The following is a 19,718-nucleotide window of genomic DNA, read 5'->3' on the forward strand; positions in this document are numbered from 1 at the left end:
GCCCTCCACCTCATCGCCAAGGCCAACACCACCTTCGACATCGAACTCCCCCACCACACACTCCTCGAAGCACCCACCGCCGCCCAAATAGCCACCTACATCGACCACATGCTCCACCCCGACCACACACCCCAGACCACCCCGACCACCCCGACCACAACACCCGACTACGACCGACCCGAGGTCGTCCGCACCACCCACACCACACACACCTCCAACACCCTGACCACCATCCTCAACCTCCTCGAAGAAACCCTCGGCACCAGCCCCATCGCACCCGACGACGACTTCTTCGACCTCGGCGGCGACTCCCTCATCGCCCTCCACCTCATCGCCAAGGCCAACACCACCTTCGACATCGAACTCCCCCACCACACACTCCTCGAAGCACCCACCGCCGCCCAAATAGCCACCTACATCGACGACATGCTCCGGTCGCAGGAGGCGTCAGCGTCGCTGATCACGTTGCGGGAGGGGGCGCCGGGCCGCAGGCCGCTGTTCCTGTTCCACCCTGTGGGCGGCAGCGTGTACGTCTACCGCGAGTTCGCCCGCCGGCTCCCGGCCGGGCAGCCGGTGCACGCCTTCCAGGCGGCAGGACTGCACGACGGGGCGGTGCCGCGGCGCAGTGTCGAGGAGCTCGCGGACCGCTACCTCCCGGAACTGCGAACCGCCCAACCGGTCGGCCCCTACGCGCTCGGCGGAGCCGCCTTCGGCGGCCTGGTCGCCCTGGAGGTCGCCCAGCGTCTGCGCGCCGCCGGCGAGACCGTGGAACTGCTGGTCCTGTTCGACACCCCCGGCCCCGGCCAGATGCCGCTGAACCGCCATGTGGAGCTGTCCCCGGCGGAGGCGGACCAACTGCTGGCCGAGCGCCTGGCAGCCAAGGGCGTGGAGCCGGGCCAGGCGGTCGAGGCGTCCGCCCGGCAGGTCCTCGCGGTGTACCGGGCCAATCTGGAGGCTCTGTACGCCTACCGGCCGGCCCCCTACCCCGGTCGCGCCCTGTACTTCCTCGCCGAGCGGCGCAGGGAGGGACTCGACCCGGCCCGCCCGGACAGCGCCTGGACGCGGCTGGCCCTCGGCGGACTGACCACGCACATCCTGCCCGGCGACTACCACGCCATGTTCGAGGCTGCGAACGCCGAGACCAGCGCGCGGATCGTCGCCACGGAACTTCGAACGGACGGTGGACGATGAGCGACGAGGCGGACATCCGGTGTGACGTCCTGATCATCGGCGCTGGGCTGGCCGGCGGCTCGCTGGCGCGCCAGCTGAGCCTGGAACAGCCCGACCTGGACGTCGTCGTGGTGGACCGGGTCACCGAGTTCCCGCCCGGCCTGGACGAGGCATCGGGCGAGGAGTTCTCGAACTACGCCAACCGCGTCCTGCGGATCGGCCCCTACCTGCGCAAACACCACCACGTGAGCTCGGGGACGCGCTTCTTCTTCGACTCGCGGGAGCGGGATCTCCCGATCGACCGGATGTCCGAGATCGGCGGCCTCAGCCCGCACCCCATCCCCACCTACCTCATCGACCGACCGGCGGTCGAGCAGGCGCTGTGCGAGATGAACCGCAGGAACGGAGTCCGGGTCCTGCTCGGCACGACGGTGCTGGACTGCGGCCCGGACGAGTCCCCGGCCGAGGCGATCTCCCTCGACGCCGAGAACGGCCATCGGGTGCGCACGTCCGCCGGCGTCATCACCTGCCGGTGGCTGGTCGACGCCGCGGGCGAGGAGTCCCCGCTCACCCGGATGCTCGATCTGGTCGCCGAGGACGACCGCAATCCCATCGCCGCCGCCTGGGGCCGCTTCGAGGGCTGCGTCTCCCTGGACGACCTGGGCGGCAAGGCATGGCGGCAGCGGGTCCCGCACTGGGGACGCGCGTCGTCGATGGCGTACTTCATGTATCGCGGGTACTGGATCTGGCTGTTCCCGATCTCCGAGACGACCTACAGCATCGGGGTCGTCTTCGACCGCCGTCACGTGCAGCCGGAGCTCGGCTCGAACGAGGAGCTGCTCGCCTTCCTGCGCGAGCACCGGGCGCTCGGGGACATCCTCGGCCCCTCGCCGCGACCGCTCTCCTACGGATCCCGGGCACGGTTCGCCCGTTTCGCCCGGCAGCAGGTCTCGGAACAGCGCTGGTTCCTGACCGGGAACGCCGGGACCGTGCTGGACCCCATGTTCGCCACCTCGTCATGGCTCTTCACCGAGAACAACAAGCTCATCTCCGAGTTCATCAAGTCCGATCGCACCGGCCGCGGGCACCAGCTGCCCGGCATGGTCCACCACTACGGCATCCGGATGCGCAGCCGTTACGAGAAGCTGCTCAACAGCCCCGGGCACTACCTCGCGAAGGGGTCCTTCGACACGTGGAGCGCGTGGTTGGCCCTGCGCAACCGGGTCTACTACAACCGCATCGTGCCGGACGCGTTCGAGGACCACCGGATCCTGCTGCACTTCGCCCGGACACACGGCACCGACTGCCAGTGCGACGATCAGGTGATGGGCGGCAAGCTGTCCCGCCTGCTCAAGTCCGCCGACCGGCTGACCGAGGAGTTCGCCCGCCTGCTCGACAGCTGGGGGATGTTCTACAGCTGCAACGACGGGATGTTCCTGGACTCGCGCTCGTTCGACCAGGACGAGGTCCTCATGGCCAAGGTCCACCGGAAGCGCGACTGGGCGCTGGAACTCCCGGCGGACGAGCGGACCTACGAGATCTTCTGCCGCACCCTGGTCCGCCGACTGGTCGAGATCTCCGGGGCCGCCTGGGACGAGGCCCGGTTCAAGGCCGTGTTCGACCCGGACTGGGACGGCCACCAGCCGCTGGAAGAGCTGTATCGAGGCACCGTCGGGCAGAGGCGCCTGACGCAGCACCAGTCCTGACGACAACGAGGAGGGAAAGAACCGATGACGGATGACGACGAGTTCGGCACGCGGTACAAGGTCGTGGTGAACGACGAGGAACAGCACTCGATCTGGTTCGCCGACCGGCAGAGCCCGGCCGGCTGGAGGGACACCGGAGTCGCCGGTTCCCGCACGGACTGCCTGAGTTGGGTCGAGGCGAACTGGACGGACATGAGGCCGTTGTCCCTGCGCTCCGCCGCAGGACACTGAGCCGACACTGAGCCCCGCAGCCGCACGGCTGCGGGGCACGCACCCGGGGCCGAGCGCCCCGGGTGCTTTCGTCTGCCTGCGGGAAGCCGTGCGTTTCCTCCGTGCGCTCTTTCCATCCTGAAGTCGCTGGTAGCGGTCCTGGCGTGAGTTGATGACGGGGTGCTCGTGCTGGTCGGAAGGACTCTCGCAACGGAGTGATCGTCCGTCACCTCTGGATCTCGCTGTTCGTCAGGACAAGCAGGGCCAGCAGCAGCGAAGTCGTGCGTTCGGCATTCCTGCGGATCTTGGGCACCATCCCCCTGATCGGCGGGGCCCCACCACCTGGTTGACTCCCAGCTGTCCCGGCAGTGGGGCCCCGGGCCCGATCCCGTTCTGGATCTGACTCTTCGTGGCCGATCTCTAGGCGTCGCGCCGTCCGATGAGGAACAGCGCGAGCCCGAGGGCGACGGCCGCGTAGGCCGCGCAGACCAGGATCGACACTGTCGGCGAGAAGGTGTCCACCTGGGGATGGATCGACACGGCGCTTGCGGCGGCCCGCTGGAGACCGAAGCGCATGAGGTCGTGGCGCAGGTTCTGCGGTAGGTGGTCCAGTACCTGGGGCAGCAGGAAGACCAGGGTGAACAGGACGGCGATCGCACCGGCGGTGGATCTCGCGATCGCGCCCAGCGAGGTGGCCAGCACTGTGACGATCACCAGGTACAGCACCGCATAGGTGACGGCGCGGAGGACGCCTGGTTCGCCCAGCGAGACTCCGCCGTGGCCGTTGGCCATGATTCCCTGGCTCAGCAGGAACGTCACGCCGAGGATGACCGCGCCCGCGACCAACGCGAGCGCCGCGGTGACGGCGACCTTGGCGAGCAGCACCTTCCGGCGTTGCGGCGTCGTTGCGAATGTCGTCCGGATGAGCCCGGTGGAGTACTCGGAGCTGACCGTCAGAACCCCGAGCACGCCGATGACCAGCTGGGCGAAGATCGCGCCGAACAGCGGGGCCGAGACCGGGTCGAAGGACGAGCGGTCGCGCGGGTCCATCGTCGGCCAGTTCTCCGCGGTCGTCGTGGCGACCGAGAGGGCCACGGTGACGACCAGCACGGCGGTTGCAGCCAGGGACAGGTAAGTCGACCGCACCGAACGCAACTTGATCCATTCGGCGCGCAGCAGATCAGTTCCCATCGTGTGTCCCCTGGAATTCGACCGAGTCCCGGGTCAGGTCCATGAAGACTTCCTCCAACGAGGCCTGGCGGGCCGTCAACTCGTGGACGGGCAGGTTGTTGCGGGCGGCCAGGTCGCCGATCTCGTCGACCGTCAAGCCGGTGACGACCAGCGTCTTGGAGCCCTCGTACTCCACGGTCGCACCGCGTTCCCGGAGCACCCCGGCCAGCGTGTGGCGGGCGGGCGAGCGGACGTGGACCTGGCTCTTGCCGTGCTCGGCCAGGAACTCCTCGACGCCGGTGTCGGCGATCAGCCGGCCACGGCCGATCACGACGAGGTGGCCGGCGGTCAGCGCCATCTCGGACATCAGGTGGCTGGAGACGAGGACGGTCCGGCCCTCGGCCGCCAGCGACTTCATCAGGTGCCGGATCCACAGGATGCCCTCGGGGTCCAGCCCGTTGACCGGCTCGTCGAACAGGACGACGGGCGGATCGCCGAGCAGCGCGCCGGCGATGCCGAGCCGCTGTCGCATGCCCAACGAGAAGCCGCCGGCCCGCTCGTTCGCCACCTGCCCGAGACCCACCTGCTCCAGCACCTCGCCCACGCGCCGCCCATCGATGCGGCCGGCCACCGCCAGCGCCGTCAGATGCGCCCGTGCCGAGCGGCCCGGGTGGACGGCGCCCGCGTCGAGCAGCGCTCCGACGTGGTGCAGCGGGTGGTGCAGGGTCCGGTACGGCCGTCCGTTGACGAGGGCAGTGCCGCGGTCCGGCCTCTCCAGACCGAGGATCGCGCGCAGGGTGGTGGACTTGCCCGAGCCGTTCGGTCCGAGGAATCCGGTGACGCGGCCGGGCCGGACCGTGAACGTGAGGCCGTCGACCGCGGTGATCCGGCCGAACCTCTTGGTGAGTTCGATGACTTCGATCATCACATCTCCTTTCGGCGTGAGGCGTTCAAGGTGCCAGCCGGGCAAGCGTGTTGGCATCGGAGCACAGGGGGGTCTCCGGATGTCCGGCCACGGCATGATCGAGCGGGTGCCGTACGACCGGAGGATGACGGCCTGGGGTCCGATGCCCGGCAGCACGGCCCCGGCTACCGTCGACACATGATCGCCACAGCCAAACCGCCCCTCCTGCGACGCCTGAGCCCGCGCGACCTGCTCGTCCTCGACACCCTGGCCGGTGCCGTCCTGTGCGTCCTCGCGCTGCTGCACGGGTTCGGTCCGCACGAGGCGGTGGTCTCGCTCCCGACCGTCGTCATCGTCGCGCTGGCCCTGGTGCTGGGCGCCGCGGTCGCGCTGCGGCGGGTGTACCCGTGGCTAGCGCTGTGGGCCGTCGCGCTGGCCTCGGCGGTGGTGGCGCAAGAGTCGCAGAACTTCCCGCTTCCGGTCCCGGCGGCGATGGCACTCACGCTGTACACGCTCGCCGACGGAGCGCCGCGAAGGGTCTCCGTGCGGGGCCTGGGCGTGCTCGTCGGCTGTACCGCACTCGGCGTGGTCGCGGTGCAGCACGGCCTGCTCGGGCCGCACCTCCCGGACCCGGCCGTGTTCCACCACGCAATGCGGATGGAGGTCCTGGGCCTGCTCCTGCTCACGCTGCCGCTGTCCGCGGTCTGGATGATCGGCGTGGCGGTCAGTGCCAACCGCGCGTACACGGCGGGGCTGCAGGCACAGGCCGAGCAGCGCGCCCGCGAACGGGTCGTCGAGGAACGGCTGCGAATTGCCCGGGAGCTGCACGACATCGTCGCGCACAACCTGTCGCTGATCACCATGCAGGCCTCGGTCGCCGGCTTCGTCGCCGACACCCGCCCCGAAGAGGCCGTCAGGGCCCTGACGCTGATCGAGCGGACCGGACGCGACGCCCTGCACGAGATGCGCCGGCTGCTGGGTATGCTGCGGGACGGTGACGGGAATGCGCAGGATCCAGAGCTCGTGCCGGCCCCGTGCCTGGCGGACCTCGACCAACTGGCCGCGCGGACGGCCGAGTCCGGACTGCGGGTGGAACTGAGGATCTCCGGCGAGCGGCGCGAGCTGCCCGCCCCGCTCGAACTCGCCGTCTACCGGATCGCCCAGGAGGCGCTGACCAACGTGATCAAACACGCCGACGCCGTGCGGGTCCGCGCCGTTCTCGCGTACGGGAAGGACTTTGTCGGGATCGAGGTCGTCGACGACGGCCGGGGCACACCCGAAGCGGCATCGTCGCCCGGTCACGGACTGGTCGGCATGCGCGAGCGGGTAGCCGTCTACGGCGGCGAGCTGGACGCCGGGCCGCTGCCCGAGGGAGGCTTCCGGGTCAGCGCCCGAATCCCGTTGGAGGCGGGCTCGTGATCCGGGTGCTGATCGCGGACGACCAGACGCTGCTGCGCGGAAGCCTGCGCCTGCTGCTCGACTCCCAGCCCGACCTGACCGCCGTCGGCGAGGCCGCCGACGGACGCCAGGCGGTCGAATTCACCGCGCGCGAACAGCCCGACGTCGTCCTCATGGACATCCGAATGCCGGAGCTGAACGGACTGGAAGCCACCCGCCGGATCGTCGCGGCCCACGAGAACGTGCGCGTGCTCGTCCTCACCACCTTCGACCTCGACGAGTACGTCTACGGGGCCCTGCGCGCCGGAGCGAGCGGCTTCCTCCTCAAGGACACCCCACCCGCCGAACTCGTCGCGGCGATCCGAGTGATCGCGCGAGGCGAGGCGCTGCTGGCACCCGCCATCACCAAACGCCTCATCGAGCAGTTCGCCCGCATGCCCGAGATGGGCCGCCACCCGACCACCGGCCTCAACGCGATCACCGACCGGGAGCGGGAGGTCCTCGGACTCGTCGGACGCGGGCTGTCCAACCAGGAGATCGCGGACCGCCTGGTCGTCAGCCTGGCGACCGTGAAGACCCATGTCGGGCGGCTGCTCGCCAAGCTCGCCGCCCGGGACCGGGCCCAACTGGTCATCGTGGCCTACGAGAGCGGGCTGATCGTGCCGGGCTGATGGCGGCGTGCGCAGCGAGCAGCATTCCGTTGAGGACTTTTTCTTCCTCGAAGTTGCTGCTCAGCGGGGCTGGCATGGCGTGGTGACGGCCTCCTCCGGCTGGTTGATGACGAGGTCACCGCTCACCTGTGCCAGGACGGCCTCGGCGCTCTGTCGGACCTTGGCTTCGTCGGCCCGAAGAACTGGAGGATCCTCACCAAGATCCGCATGCGCCGAACACGCGACCGCACTGCTGCGGGCCGTGCTCGTCCTGACGAACAGCGAGATCCAGAGGTGACGGATGATCACCCCATTGCGGCCACTGCCCCGATCGGCACGAGCACCCCGTCATCAACTCACGCCAGGCCCGCTACCAGCGACTTCAGGATGGAAACAGCCCGGTGCGGGCCGGCGGAGCCGCTCAGCTCACCGTGGAGACTGCCGGAGCTTCTGTGCCAGTGCTCCGGGCGGCCTGGCGACGCTCCAGCCGACCCCGCACGCCGGCGAAGGCGGGCCGCTCCTCGACGCCCTCGAGGTGTCGGGCGAGCTCGGCGATGGTCGGATAACGGAACAGGTCGGTCATCTGCACCCCACCCGGATAGCGGGACTTCAGCTCGCCGAACACGCGGGCCAGCAGCAGTGAATCGCCGCCGAGCTCGAAGAAGCCGTCGTCGATCCCCGGCCCCGGCACCCCCAGCACCGATGTCCAGACGGCGGCGACGGTCCGCTCCGTCTCGCTCTCGGGCGCCCGGTACGTCCGCCGCGACCGCACCGGCTCGGGAGCCGGCAGCGCCTCGCGATCGACCTTCCCGTTCGGGGTGAGCGGGACCTCGGCCAGTTCGACGAAGGCCGACGGCACCAGGTGTTCGGGGAGCGTGGCGCGCAGCGCCCGCACCGTCTCCGGCCGGTCGAAGACGTGCCCCAGCTCGCTGACCACGTAGGCCACCAGCCTCCCCCCGCCTCCGGGCGGGTCGGTGCGCACCGCGGCCACCGCCTCCCGCACGCCCGGCAGGGCCCGCAGGGCCGCCTCGATCTCGCCCAGCTCGATCCGGAAGCCACGCAGCTTGACCTGGTGGTCACTCCTGCCGAGGTAGTCGAGCTCGCCGTCGGGCAGGCGGCGCACCACGTCCCCGGTGCGGTAGAGCCGGGCACCGGGGCGCTCGCTGAACGGGTCCGGCAGGTAGCGGCTCGCGGTGAGCGCGGGGCGGTCGTGGTAGCCGCGCGAGACGCCCTCGCCGCCGAGGAACAGCTCGCCGGGGACGCCGACCGGCACCGGTCGCAGCCGGGAGTCGAGGACGTACGCCTGCGCGTTGGCGACGGACCGTCCGATCAGCGGTTTGCCGCCGTCCGCCGGGACCAGGGCGAACGTCGAGTAGACGGTGTCCTCCGAAGGCCCGTACAGGTTGTACACCTTGCGGATCCCCGCCTGGCGGTACAGCCGGTCCACCAGGTCCCGCGGGAGCGGCTCCCCGGCGAGGTTGACCACGGCGACGCGGGGCGGCAGTGCGCCCAGCCGCAGGAGCGTGTCGAGCGCCGACGGGACGGTGTTGACCAGCGTCACCTCGTGGCGCGCCGGCAACGAGGGCAGCAGCAGTGCGTTCTCCGCGAGGATGACGGTGGCCCCGGTGGTGAGCGGCACGAAGAGTTCGAAGACGGAGAGGTCGAAGCAGACCGACGTCGAGGCGAGCGTTCCCGAGAGCTCCTCGGCCGAGTAGACCCCGGCCGCCCAGGCGAGCAGCGCGCGGATGTTGCGATGGGTGATCAGCACCCCCTTCGGGGTGCCGGTCGATCCTGAGGTGTAGATCGTCACGGCCACCGCGTCGTCGGCCGCGTCCACGGGGACGAACGGGGCGACGGGGCCGTCGTCCGGGCCGTTGTCGGGGCCGTTGTCGGGGCCGTCGAGCAACAGGACCGGACAGGCGGCGCCCGCCGACAGTGCGCGGGTCGAGGCCTGGGCCAGGACCACGGCGGGTGCCGCGTCGTCCAGGATGTGCCGGACGCGCGCTGCGGGGTACGCCGGGTCCAGCGGCACGTACGCCGCCCCGACCTTCCAGGCCGCCAACAGCGCGGCGGGCAGGTCGGCCGTCCGCTCCAGGCACACGCCCACGAAGTCGCCCGCGGCCACACCGGCCGCGTGCAGCCGTCCCGCGATCCGGTCGGCGCGCGCGTCCAGCTCCGCGTACGAGCGACGCACCTCCCCCGCGACGAGCGCCGTCGCGTCGGGGGTTGCCGCCGCCTGCGACTCGAACAACCGGTGCACGCCGCCCGAGCCGGCCGTCGGCAGAGCCGGGCGAGGGCCCGCGGCCTGCGCCGCCAGCGCCGCCCGCTCGGCCGGACCGACCGCGGTCAGGTCCCCGACCCGGGCCGGCGGGGACGCCAGCGCGGTGAGCAGCGTCACGTAGTGCCCGAGCATGCGCTCGACCGCGTCCGCGTCGAACCGGCTCTCGTCGTAACCGAGTTGCAGCGACAAGCGGTCGCCCGGGGCGACCGTGAGGGTGAGCGGGAAGCTGGTCCGCTCCGCCATGCGGATCGACTCGACGCGGATCGGCCCGTCCTGCGCCGCCAGCGCCGGCCCCAGGGGGAAGTTCTCGAAGACCACCAGGGTGTCAGCCAACGGGAGATCACCCGGCAGACCCGCCCAGCGCCGGATCTGCGCGAGGGAGGCGTGGCCGTGCTCCTCGCGCTCCACCTGGGCGGCCTGCAACCCGCGCAGCCAGTCGGCGACCGGGGCCTCGTCGTCGACCACGACGCGCACGGGCAGCGTGTTCAGGAAGCACCCGACCGCGGACTCCATGCCGGGAAGGGACGGCGGGCGTCCCGACGCGATCGCTGCGAGCAGGACGTCGCGCTCACCGCTGTAGCAGTTGAGCAGCAAGGCCCACGCGCCCTGGACGTAGGTGTTGAGCGTGATCCGCTCCCGGCGGGCGGCGGCGAGCAGCGCGGCCGTGGTCCGCGGGCTCAGCAGCACCCGTTGCTGCCCGCCCGGTCCCTGGTCGGACGTGCCGTGGGCGCGCGGCCGGTCGATGCCGAGCTGCGTGGGTCCGGTCACCCCGGCGAGCGAACGTCGCCAGTACTCCTCCGTCGCGGCCGCGTCCCGCGCCCTGAGCCAGGCGATGTAGTCGCGGTACTGGGTCACCGGACCGAGCCTCGGCGCCTCGCCCTCCCGGTCCGCCTGGTAGCACCGCACGACCTCGGAGAGCACGGTGGGCATGGACCACCCGTCGGAGACGGCATGGTGACGGGTCCACAGGAAGCGGTGCCGGTCCCCGGCCAGACGCACCAGCAGGCAGCGCATCAGCGGGGCCCGCTCGGGGGTGAAGCCCTCCGCGCGGTCCTGCTCCAGCAGCGCGGCGAACCGGTCCTCCTGCTCGTCGGCCGGGAGCTCGGTCCAGTCCTCCTCCCGCCAGGGCAGGTCCACCGTCCGGCGCACGATCTGCAGGGGTTGTTCCTGGTCCAGCCGCAGGAAGCAGGTCCGGTGCACGGCGTGCCGGGCGGTGACCTGCTCCCAGGCTCGTCGGAACGCTCCCGCGTCGAACGCCCCGCGGATGTCGAAGGACAGTTGCAGGACGTACACCCCGCTCTCGGGCGCCAGCCTGGACCGGAGCAGCATCGCGTGCTGGAGTGGCGAGAGCGGGTAGATCGCCTCTACGTCGTCGTGGCTCATGCGCCCGCCTCGCAGAGCTCGGCGGAGGCGTTCGCCGACGCGCACCTTTCAATGAGTTCGCTTCGCTCCCTCATGCCAGTTCTCCTTCCTGGTAGCGCAGTTCGCCGAGCAGCTCGTCCAACGACTCCTGCGTCAGATCGATGTCGGGGAAGTCGGAGGGGGTGAGCCGCACGCGTCCGGTGCGGCAGTCCTCGACCCGTCGGCGCAGCGAGGCGCCGAACCGGTCGGCGAGGGCCTGGACCGTCTCCGGACGGTGCACGGCCTCGCTGAAGGTGAAGTCGACGCGGAGCCGGCCGTTCGCCACCAGCCCGTTGACGTTGAGCAGGTGCCGGCGCTGCTGCGCGCCTCCGTGCGGCGTGCCCACGGTTCCGGGGGCGAGGGTCAGCAGGGCGTCCTCGCTCCTGGAGGTGTCCGCCTGGCCGAGGTAGTTGAAGATGATCTCGGGCTGCCGTCCGGTGCCCAGGCGGTCCCGGACCGGTGCGTCGTGGTGCAGGTGGCGCAGCAGGCCGTACCCGATCCCGCGGCGCGGGATGCGGTGCACCTGTTCGCGGACGGCCGCCGGCCGGTCGTCCGGGGCCTCCGGGAGTTCGATGCGCAGCGGGTAGAGCGCCGTGAACCACCCGACGGTCCGTGAGACGTCCACGTCCTCGAAGAGGTCCTCGCGTCCGTGCCCTTCCACGTCGAGGAGCAACGACCGGGAGCCGGTCCACGGCTCGCACGCCTCCGCCACGGCGCAGAGCAGCACCGCGTGCAGGTCGGCCCCGTGGGCCGCGGGCACCTCGTGCAGCAGGGCGTCGGTCTCCTCGGCGGACAGCTCCGCGGTGACGGTCCGGGCACTCGCCTCGGTGTTGCGGCCGTCGCGGTCGCGCGGCAGCGCCGGCGCCGGGCCCTCGACCTGGTCGGCCCAGTAGTCGAGTTCGGCGAGCGTCCGCTCGGAGTCGGCCTCCTGCGCCAGCCTGCCGGTCCACTCCTGGTACGACGTGGTCTTGGCGGGAAGCTCCACCGGCCGGCCGGCCTTCAGCAGGCGGTAGGCGCGCTGCAGGTCCTCCAGCAGGACGCGCCAGGAGACGCCGTCGACCACCGTGTGGTGGATCACCGTGAAGACCTGATCGGCCCGCCGGCCGCCGTAGCCGAGGGAGACCATCCGCAGCAGCGGACCGTGTTCCAGGTCGAGCGCGCGGTGGACGCGGTCCTGGACGGCAGCGACCTCCTGCGGCCAGGTCTGCTCGGGCAGCTCGCTCAGGTCGACGTGCTCGATCGGCGTCGTGCCCTCCTGTGGTGCCTCCGTCCACTGGTCCCACCCGGCCTCGCCCTCGCGGAAGCGGTTGCGCAGCGCGTCGTGGTGGCGCAGCAGGGCGTCACGGGCGAGGGCCAGCACCCCGAGATCGAGCGGATCGCCGACGACGTCGGCCAGGACGGCCTGGTTGTAGTGGTGGGCGTCGGCCAACTGCTGCTCGAAGAACCAGTGCTGGATGGGGGCGAGTGGTGACTCGCCCAGGACCGGGCCCTGTTCGGCCGAGGTGCGCACGCCCTGGCGTGCCACTGCGGCGAGTTCACCGAGCGTCTGGTGCTGGAACAGGTCCCGGGCCGCGAGGGTGAGCCCGGCCTGGCGGGCGCGCGAGACCATCTGGATGGCGACGATCGAGTCCCCGCCGAGTTCGAAGAAGTTGTCCTCGACCCCGACCTCCTCGCGGTGCAGCAGGTCGCTCCAGACCCCGGCGAGGATGCGCTCGGCCGCCGTCGCCGGCGCGGTGGACTGCCGCGCGGAGGGCTGCTCCGCGAGCGGCTTCGGCAGCGCCCGGCGGTCGGTCTTGCCACTCGGCAGCAGCGGCATCGCCCCCAGCCCGACGAACCCGGCCGGGATCATGTACCGCGGCAGCCGCGTCTCCAGGTGCCCGCGCAGCGCCTCGACGTCCAGGGGTCCTGACGTGACGACGTAGGCGATCAACCGGCGTCCGCCTCGTCCGTCGTCGGCCGCGACGACCGCGGCGGCCCTGACCTCCGGTGCCGCGGCCAGCGCCGCCTCGATCTCCCCCGGTTCCACCCGGAAGCCGTGGATCTTGACCTGGTCGTCCCGTCGGCCGATGAACTCCAGCTCGCCGCCGGCCCGGTAGCGCACGACGTCCCCGGTGCGGTACATCCGCGCCGCCGGGTCGGGGGCGAAGGGGTCCGCGACGAAGCGCTCCGCGGTGAGCTCGGGTTGGTGCAGGTAGCCGAGCGCGACGCCGTCGCCGGCGAGGTGGAGCTCGCCGGGCACGCCGATCGGCACGGGGGCCCGGCGCTCGTCCAGCACGTACGCCCGGGTGTTGGCGAGCGGCCGGCCGATCAGACCGCTCGCGTCGCGCACCAGGTGGCTGGTGGACCAGATGGTCGCCTCGGTCGGGCCGTAGACGTTGAGCAGTTGCCCGCCGACCGTCTGCGCCAGGTCCGCCGCGAGGGCCGGGGTCAGCGCCTCGCCGCCGACCAGCATCCACTCCAGGGACCCGAGCGCGGCCTTGACCCGCTCGTCGGTGACCAGCAGGGACGCCAGTGAGGGGGTGCACTGGAGATGGGTGACGCCGTGTCGCTCGATCAGTCCCGCGATGTCCTCGGGGGCGTCCTCGTCGGAACCGGGCGACACCAGCCGGCGCAGCTCGTCCAGGTGGTCGAGGCTCGCGAGCACGTCGTCGGCGGGGACGCCGAAGTCCACCAGGCAGGCGATCTCGTCGACGCCGACCGCGCTCAGGCGGTCGACCATCGCCACGCACTGTTCCGGGGTGCCGAAGAGCCCGCTGGTGTCGTAGTAGCGGTCGAAGGCGTGGTCGAGGAGCGCATCGAGGTCGGCCTCGTCGAAGTCCTCCACGTCCAGCCCGCGCGACTTGGCGATCGGCCGGACCAGGTCCACGGACTCGCGCAGGTAGTCCTTGAAGGGCTCGCGGACGGTGCGGCGGACGAAGTCCTCGTCCTCGGACACGAAGGTGTGCAGCATCAGGGTGACGTGGCCCGGCCCGGAATGGCCGGCCTCGCTCCGGGCGGCCCGGTACACCCGCAGGGCCTCGGCCAGTTCCTCGACCGACTGTCCGAGCAGGTGGGTCAGCACGTTGGCCCCGATCGCGCCGGCCCGCCGGAAGGTCTCCGGGTTTCCGGCGGCGGTGACCCAGACCGGCAGCTCCGGCTGGATCGGACGGGGCAGCGTGCGGACCTCGATCTCCTCACCGGTGCCCGAGGCCGTGCGCACCGACTCGCCCCGCCACAGTCCGCGGACCACTTCGAGGTCCCGGAACATGGTCTCCTTGCGGTCCGCGAAGTTGTGCGGCGCCAGCGCGAAGTCGTGCGGCTGCCAGCCCGAGGCCACGGAGAGTCCGACCCGGCCGCCGGAGAGGTTGTCGATCATGGACCAGTCCTCCGCCACCCGGATCGGGTTGTGCAGCGGGAGGACCAGGCTTCCGGTGCGGATGCCGATGCGGCTGGTCGCGGTGGCCAGCGCGGCCGCGGTGACGACGGGGTTCGGGTACAGGCCGCCGAAGGTGCCGAAGTGGCGCTCCGGTGTCCACACCGCGGCGAAGCCGTGCCGGTCGGCCCAGCGTGCGCCCTCCAGCAGCAGGCGGTACTTGTCCGTGCCGCGCTCGCCGGCGTCGCTGGCGAAGTAGAACAGGCTGAAGTCCGTCGCCCGGCGCTGCGGCCGGACTCCGTCGCTGAGCACGAGCTCGTCACCGACGAGGACGACCTTGAAGCCGCGGGTCAGGGTCCACAGCAGTTCCAGCACCGAGATGTCGAAGGTGTACCGGGTGACGGCGAGCCAGGTGCCCGGCCGGTCCGTGCCGAGCCGCTCGTCCATGGCGTCGAAGAAGCCGGCGAGGTTGCGCTGCCCGATCATCACGCCCTTGGGGCGGCCCGTCGATCCCGAGGTGTGGATGACGTACGCGAGATCCTCGGGCCCGGTCCGGCGGGACGGCGCCGAGTCGTCGGTGCCGGGCTCCTGCCCGGGGTCGATCAGCGCGACCCCGGGGGGCAGGTCCGCACCCCGGGCCCCGGTCGTGATCACGAAACCGAGTCGCGCGTCCGCGATCAGGTCCGCGTTGCGCGCCGCCGGGGCGGCCGGGTCGAGCGGGAGGTAGGCGGCACCGGCCTTGAGCACGCCGAGCATGGCGACGACCATCTCCACCGAGCGGTCCAGCCACAGACCCACCAGGTCGTTCTCGGCCACTCCCCTGGCCCGGAGGACGTGCGCCAGCCGGTTCGCCGCGCGGTCGAGCTCGTCGTAGCTCAGGGAGCGGCCGCCGTGGACGAGCGCGGTGGCCTGCGGCCGGCTCCGGGCCTGGTCCTCGAAGGCGTCGGCGACGAGCCGGGCGTCCGGGCGGCCGCGGTACGCGGCGTTCCACTGCCGCAGCACCACCTCGCGCTCCTGCTCCGGCAGCAGCCGCAGGTCACCGATCGTCGCGTGCGGGGCCCGGACGATCGAGCCGAGCAGCTCCTGGAAGTGTCCGGCCAGCCGCTGGACGGTGTCGGCGTCGAACAGGTCGGTCCGGTACTCGATCCGGCCGCTCACGCCGTCGGTGTGCTCCACCAGGTCGAGCGTGAGGTCGTACTTGGCGACCTCACCGCCCAGCGGTACCGGCTCCAGCCGCAGTCCGTCCATGGCCAGTCCCTCGTCCGGGGCCGGCTGGTAGACGAACAGCGTCTGGAACAGCGGCGAGTGCCCGGCGTCGCGCGGCGGGTTGAGCGCCTCCACCAGCCGCTCGAACGGCAGGTCCTGGCGGGCCTGGGCGGCCAGGACCACCTCGCGGACCCGGCGGAGCAGTTCGGTGAACTCCGGGTCGCCGGTGAGGTCGGTGCGGATCACGAGCGTGTTGAAGAAGCAGCCGATCAGCTGCTCCACCTCGGCCCGGGTGCGGTTGGCCACCGGCGTGCCGACGGCGATGTCCTGCTGTCCGCTGTGGCGGGCCAGCAGCACGTTGAAGGCGGCCAGCAGCACCATGAACATGGTCGACTGCTGCCGGTGCGCGAGTGCGCGCAGCCCGGCGACGGTCGCCGGGTCGAGCTCGATCGCCACGGTCGCGCCGGCGTGGCCCTGGACCGCGGGCCGCGGTCGATCGGTGGGCAGTTCCAGCAGCGCCGGCAGATCGCGCAACTGCTCCGTCCAGTAGTCCAGTTGGGGCGCCACCCCGGCACCCTCCAGCCACGCGTTCTGCCAGCGGGCGTAGTCGGCGTACTGGATCGGCAGCGGTGCGAGCGACGCGGAGAGGCCGGCGCGAGCGGCGTTGTAGAGGGTCACCGTCTCCTGCCACAGCAGTGCGGTCGACCAGCCGTCGGAGACGATGTGGTGCAGGCAGAGCAGCAGCACGTGCTCGCTCGGCGCCACCCGCAGCAGCGCGGCGCGGAACAGCTCGTCGCGTGCGAGGTCGAAGGGCCGCGCCGCGAAGGCGAGCGCCTGCCGGACCACGTCCGCCTCGGCGGCCTCGGTCACCGGCACCTCGAACGGCGCGGGCTCACGGACCACCTGCCGAGGCGTCTCCCCGACGAGCACGATGTTGGTGCGCAGCGCCTCGTGCCGGCCGACCACCTCGTGCAGGGCGCGGACCAAGGCCTCGACGTCCAGCTCGCCGTGGATGCGGACGGCCGCCGGGATGTTGTACGCCGCGTCGGCGCCGTCCACCTCGGAGAGCACCCAGAGCCGGCGCTGGGCGTAGGACAGCGGCACGGGACCGGTGCGCTCGGCCGCGGGGATCGCCGCGGCGTCCGCGTCCACCTGGGCGCTGTCGACCAGTTCGGCCAGCCGCGCCACCGTGGGGGCCTCGAACAGGGCGCTGACGTGCAGGCCGACGCCGGTGGTGGCCCGGATCCGGGCCACCACCCGGGTCGCGTCGAGGGAGTTGCCGCCGAGCGTCTGGAAGAAGGAGTCGTCCCGGCCGACCCGCTCGCATCCGAGGACGTCCGCCCACAGGTCGGCCAGCAGGGCCTCGGTGTCCGTCTCGGGCGCGACGTACGAGGAGCGGGAGGCGGCCGGGTCCGGTGCGGGGAGGGCTCGCCGGTCCACCTTCCCGTTCGGCATCAGCGGCAGGGCGGGCAGCGAGACGATCGCGGCCGGGACCATGTGGTCCGGCAGCCGGAGCCGCAGCTGCCGGTCGAGTTCGTCGGCGTCGATCCGGCCGCCGCGACGCGGCACGACATACGCCGCCAGCCGCACCTCGGCCCCCTCGCCGGCGGCGACCACCACCGCGTCGGCGACGCGTTCGTCGCGGCGGAGCTCGGCTTCGATCTCCCCCGGCTCGACCCGGTGGCCGCGGATCTTCACCTGCTGGTCGGTGCGGCCGAGGAACACCACGGCACCGTCCGGCCGCTGCCGGGCCAGGTCCCCGGTCCGGTACATCCGCGCGCCGGGCTCGGCGGTGAACGGGTCGGGAAGGAAGTGCTCCGCCGTGGTCCCCGGCCGGTCCCAGTAGCCCAGGGCGAGCCCGGGACCGCCGATGTACAGCTCCCCGGGCGCCCCTTGGAGCACCGGGCGGAGCTTCGCGTCGAGCAGGTAGGCGCGGTAGCCGGCGAGCGGCCGGCCGATCGGCACCGGGCCCGGCCCGTCCTCGGCGACCTGGTGGACCAGTGCGCCCACGGCGGTCTCGGTCGGACCGTAGTGGTTCACGACCCGCAGCCCCGGACGCAGTGCGCGGATCCGCTCCAGCAGCGCTCCGGAAGCCTGCTCGCCGCCCAGCACGAGGCAGCGGGTGGGCAGCAGGGCGGCGGCGTCGGGCGAGTCGAGCAGCGCGGCCAGGTGCGAGGGCACGATCTTCAGCAGGCCGAGCGGACGCACCCGGAAACGCGCGGCGAGCGCGTCGGCCGCAAGGACCTCGTCGGCCACCGCCAGGAACAGCGGGCGTCCCGAGCACAGGGCGCCGAAGACCGCGGTGTGCCCGAGGTCCGCGGCGGGCGTCGCCAGGGTTCCCAGCATCTCGTCCTGCGGCGGGGCCAGGGCCGCCATCACGCCGTCCAGATAGGCGCAGACGGCGCGGTGCGGAACCGCCACGGCCTTGGCCTGTCCGGTCGAGCCGGACGTGAAGATCAGGTAGGCGGGGTGCTCCGGCCGGACTGGCACGTCCACCGGGGTCTCGGGCAGGCCGGCCAGTTCTGCGGCGTCGCGGTCCAGGTCGAGCACCGGCGTCGTCCCGGCTGCCTCGACGTCGAGCCGGCCGCGGTGGGTGATCAGCACCGCCGGGCGGACGTCCGCGAGCATCCACCGCACGCGCGCGGCCGGCAGCGCCTGGTCGACGGGCAGGAAGGCCCCACCCGCCTTGAGGACCGCGAGCAGACCGACGACGTAGTCGACGGAGCGGTCCAGCACCAGGCCGACCGGCACGCCCGGACCGACCCCGCGCATCCGCAGCGCGTGCGCCAGCCGGTTGGCCCGGCACTCGACCTGACGATAGGTCAGTTCCTGTTCGCCGCAGACCACCGCGAGGGCCTCGGGCCGTTCGGCGGCCGCACGCGCGAACCGCACATGGGCGAGCGCGGTGCCGAAGGCCGGCTCGGGCGCGGCCTCGCCGTGCCCGGGAACGCCCGCGTGCGGCCCGGCCGCCAGACCGAGGTCCTCCAGCGGTGCCTGCGGGCGCGCGCCGACCTCGCGCAGGACCGAGGCCAACTGCTCGGCGATCCGCACCGCGTGCCGGTGCGACACCCGCCGCTCGTCGCGGACGAGCGACGCCGTGAGAGCGCCGTCGACGGCCCGGACCACGTCGAGGTGCAGCGCCGCACCGTCGGGGCCGCCGCGCACGCCGGTCACGGTCAGCCGCGCGCTCCCCGCGCGCACCGGAGCGGGCAGCTCGGTGAAAGCGAAGCCGAACGGGAGCGGCTCGGCGGTGCGCGTGCTGTCGAAGGCGAACTGTTCGGCGGGAGCGGCGGCCAGGACCCGGTCGAGGTCGCGGACCAGGGAGGCGAACGGCAGCGCACCGACCAGGGTGGCCAGAACCGGCACCGGGCTCTCGAACGGCCCGACCACGTCCTCCAGTTCGTCCAGGCCGCGGGAGTCGGGCAGCACCGCGGTGAGGATCTCCTCCTGTCCGGTCAGCCGGAGCAGCAGGATCTGCCAGGCCCCGAGCAGCACCGCGGCGGCGCTGCCGCCGATCTCGGCACCCGTCCGGTCCAGCGCCGCCGACAGCGCGGTGTCCAGCTCGACTCCCACCCGGGTCGGCTCACCGGACGGGCCGGTCTCCGAGGGCAGGGTGGATTCCCGCGCGGCGGCGAGCTCCCGGGCGAGCCAGCGGTCCATCCGGGCCCTCGCCTCGTCCGCCTCGACCTGCTCGTGCAACCACTCCGCCGCGTCCAGGTACTGGAAGGGCTCCTCCTGCGGCGCCGTGCCGTCGAGCAGCTGGGCGAGCTCCCCCAGGAGCACGAGCAGTGACCGGCGGTCCGCGAACAGGCCGCAGACCGTCAGCACCAGGACCGCGTGGTCGGCGCCGACCAGCAGGCGCGCCCGCAGCGTTCCGGTCCACGGCTGGACGAGGTCCGCCGCAGCCGCGGTCTCGACCGCGGTCGCGGCCTGCTCGGCGTCGGCCGGCAGGTGGTCCTCGTGCCATTCGGGCTCGGCCGGCGACTGCACCGACTGCAACGGCGCCGCCAGTCCCGGGACCTCGATCAGGCTTGCACGAAGCAGCTCGTGACGCTCGGTCACCAGATCCAGCGCCTGCCGGATCCTGTCGCCCGGGACAGGCCCCTCCACCAGGGCGCGGACCTGCACGCGCTGCCCGGCGGCGTGCGACCAGGTCCGAAGCTGCGGCGGTGACAGGCGGTATCCGGCCTGCGCCATGCTGTCGAGCTCGGCGTCGTTCATGGTGTGCGACTCTCCATTTTCAGCCATCGGGCCGGTCGTACTCGGGATC

9 protein-coding genes are annotated in these 19,718 nt (G+C 72.3%); 5 read left to right on the forward strand and 4 right to left on the reverse strand.

Going from position 1 to position 19,718, the window contains the following annotated elements:
* The 3 genes from ACFC1R_RS26180 to ACFC1R_RS26190 form a co-directional block, all read left to right on the forward strand.
* Positions 1-1,191: thioesterase domain-containing protein (locus ACFC1R_RS26180; RefSeq protein ID WP_375942571.1), on the forward strand; the 1,191-nt coding region annotated here is incomplete at its 5' end.
* Entirely contained in the window at positions 1,188-2,876 is a 1,689-nt protein-coding gene (locus ACFC1R_RS26185) for an FAD-dependent monooxygenase (protein ID WP_375942573.1), read from the forward strand. The genes ACFC1R_RS26180 and ACFC1R_RS26185, both read left to right, overlap by 4 nt.
* Before the next feature lie 24 nt (positions 2,877-2,900).
* Entirely contained in the window at positions 2,901-3,107 is a 207-nt protein-coding gene (locus ACFC1R_RS26190) for an MbtH family protein (RefSeq protein ID WP_375942575.1), read from the forward strand.
* A 399-nt stretch (positions 3,108-3,506) separates the two neighbouring features.
* On the opposite strand, the gene ACFC1R_RS26195 is transcribed toward ACFC1R_RS26190, so the two are convergent.
* Both ACFC1R_RS26195 and ACFC1R_RS26200 read right to left on the reverse strand, forming a co-directional pair.
* On the reverse strand, positions 3,507-4,277 hold the full coding sequence (locus ACFC1R_RS26195) for an ABC transporter permease subunit (RefSeq protein WP_375942577.1): 771 nt from the start codon (positions 4,275-4,277) through the stop codon (positions 3,507-3,509).
* Positions 4,267-5,181, reverse strand: a complete 915-nt coding sequence (locus ACFC1R_RS26200; protein ID WP_375942579.1) for an ABC transporter ATP-binding protein — start codon at positions 5,179-5,181, stop codon at positions 4,267-4,269. The genes ACFC1R_RS26195 and ACFC1R_RS26200 overlap by 11 nt, the downstream gene beginning before the upstream one ends.
* A 177-nt stretch (positions 5,182-5,358) precedes the next feature.
* On the opposite strand from ACFC1R_RS26200, the gene ACFC1R_RS26205 reads away from it, so the two are divergent.
* Positions 5,359-6,579, forward strand: a complete 1,221-nt coding sequence (locus ACFC1R_RS26205) for a sensor histidine kinase (RefSeq protein WP_375942581.1) — start codon at positions 5,359-5,361, stop codon at positions 6,577-6,579.
* Entirely contained in the window at positions 6,576-7,229 is a 654-nt protein-coding gene (locus ACFC1R_RS26210) for a response regulator (protein ID WP_375942583.1), read from the forward strand. Before ACFC1R_RS26205 ends, ACFC1R_RS26210 begins: the two co-directional genes overlap by 4 nt.
* 400 nt (positions 7,230-7,629) lie before the next feature.
* On the opposite strand, the gene ACFC1R_RS26215 is transcribed toward ACFC1R_RS26210, so the two are convergent.
* A complete protein-coding gene (locus ACFC1R_RS26215) occupies positions 7,630-10,872 on the reverse strand; it encodes an amino acid adenylation domain-containing protein (RefSeq protein WP_375942585.1) in 3,243 nt (1,080 codons plus the stop codon).
* Positions 10,873-10,942: 70 nt separating this feature from the next.
* Positions 10,943-19,696, reverse strand: a complete 8,754-nt coding sequence (locus tag ACFC1R_RS26220) for an amino acid adenylation domain-containing protein (protein ID WP_375942587.1) — start codon at positions 19,694-19,696, stop codon at positions 10,943-10,945.
* Positions 19,697-19,718: the final 22 nt, after the last annotated feature.

Origin of the sequence: Kitasatospora sp. NPDC056138 (assembly GCF_042264695.1) — a bacterium.
GTDB lineage: Bacteria > Actinomycetota > Actinomycetes > Streptomycetales > Streptomycetaceae > Kitasatospora.

What these genes read in the sequence shown, in the direction of transcription:
- ACFC1R_RS26185 (WP_375942573.1), top strand. Translation starts at nt 1,188, where the DNA reads ATGAGCGACGAGGCGGACATCCGGTGTGACGTCCTGATCATCGGCGCT.
- ACFC1R_RS26190 (WP_375942575.1), top strand. Translation starts at nt 2,901, where the DNA reads ATGACGGATGACGACGAGTTCGGCACGCGGTACAAGGTCGTGGTGAAC.
- ACFC1R_RS26195 (WP_375942577.1), bottom strand. Translation starts at nt 4,277, where the DNA reads ATGGGAACTGATCTGCTGCGCGCCGAATGGATCAAGTTGCGTTCGGTG.
- ACFC1R_RS26200 (WP_375942579.1), bottom strand. Translation starts at nt 5,181, where the DNA reads ATGATCGAAGTCATCGAACTCACCAAGAGGTTCGGCCGGATCACCGCG.
- ACFC1R_RS26205 (WP_375942581.1), top strand. Translation starts at nt 5,359, where the DNA reads ATGATCGCCACAGCCAAACCGCCCCTCCTGCGACGCCTGAGCCCGCGC.
- ACFC1R_RS26215 (WP_375942585.1), bottom strand. Translation starts at nt 10,872, where the DNA reads ATGAGCCACGACGACGTAGAGGCGATCTACCCGCTCTCGCCACTCCAG.
- ACFC1R_RS26220 (WP_375942587.1), bottom strand. Translation starts at nt 19,696, where the DNA reads ATGGCTGAAAATGGAGAGTCGCACACCATGAACGACGCCGAGCTCGAC.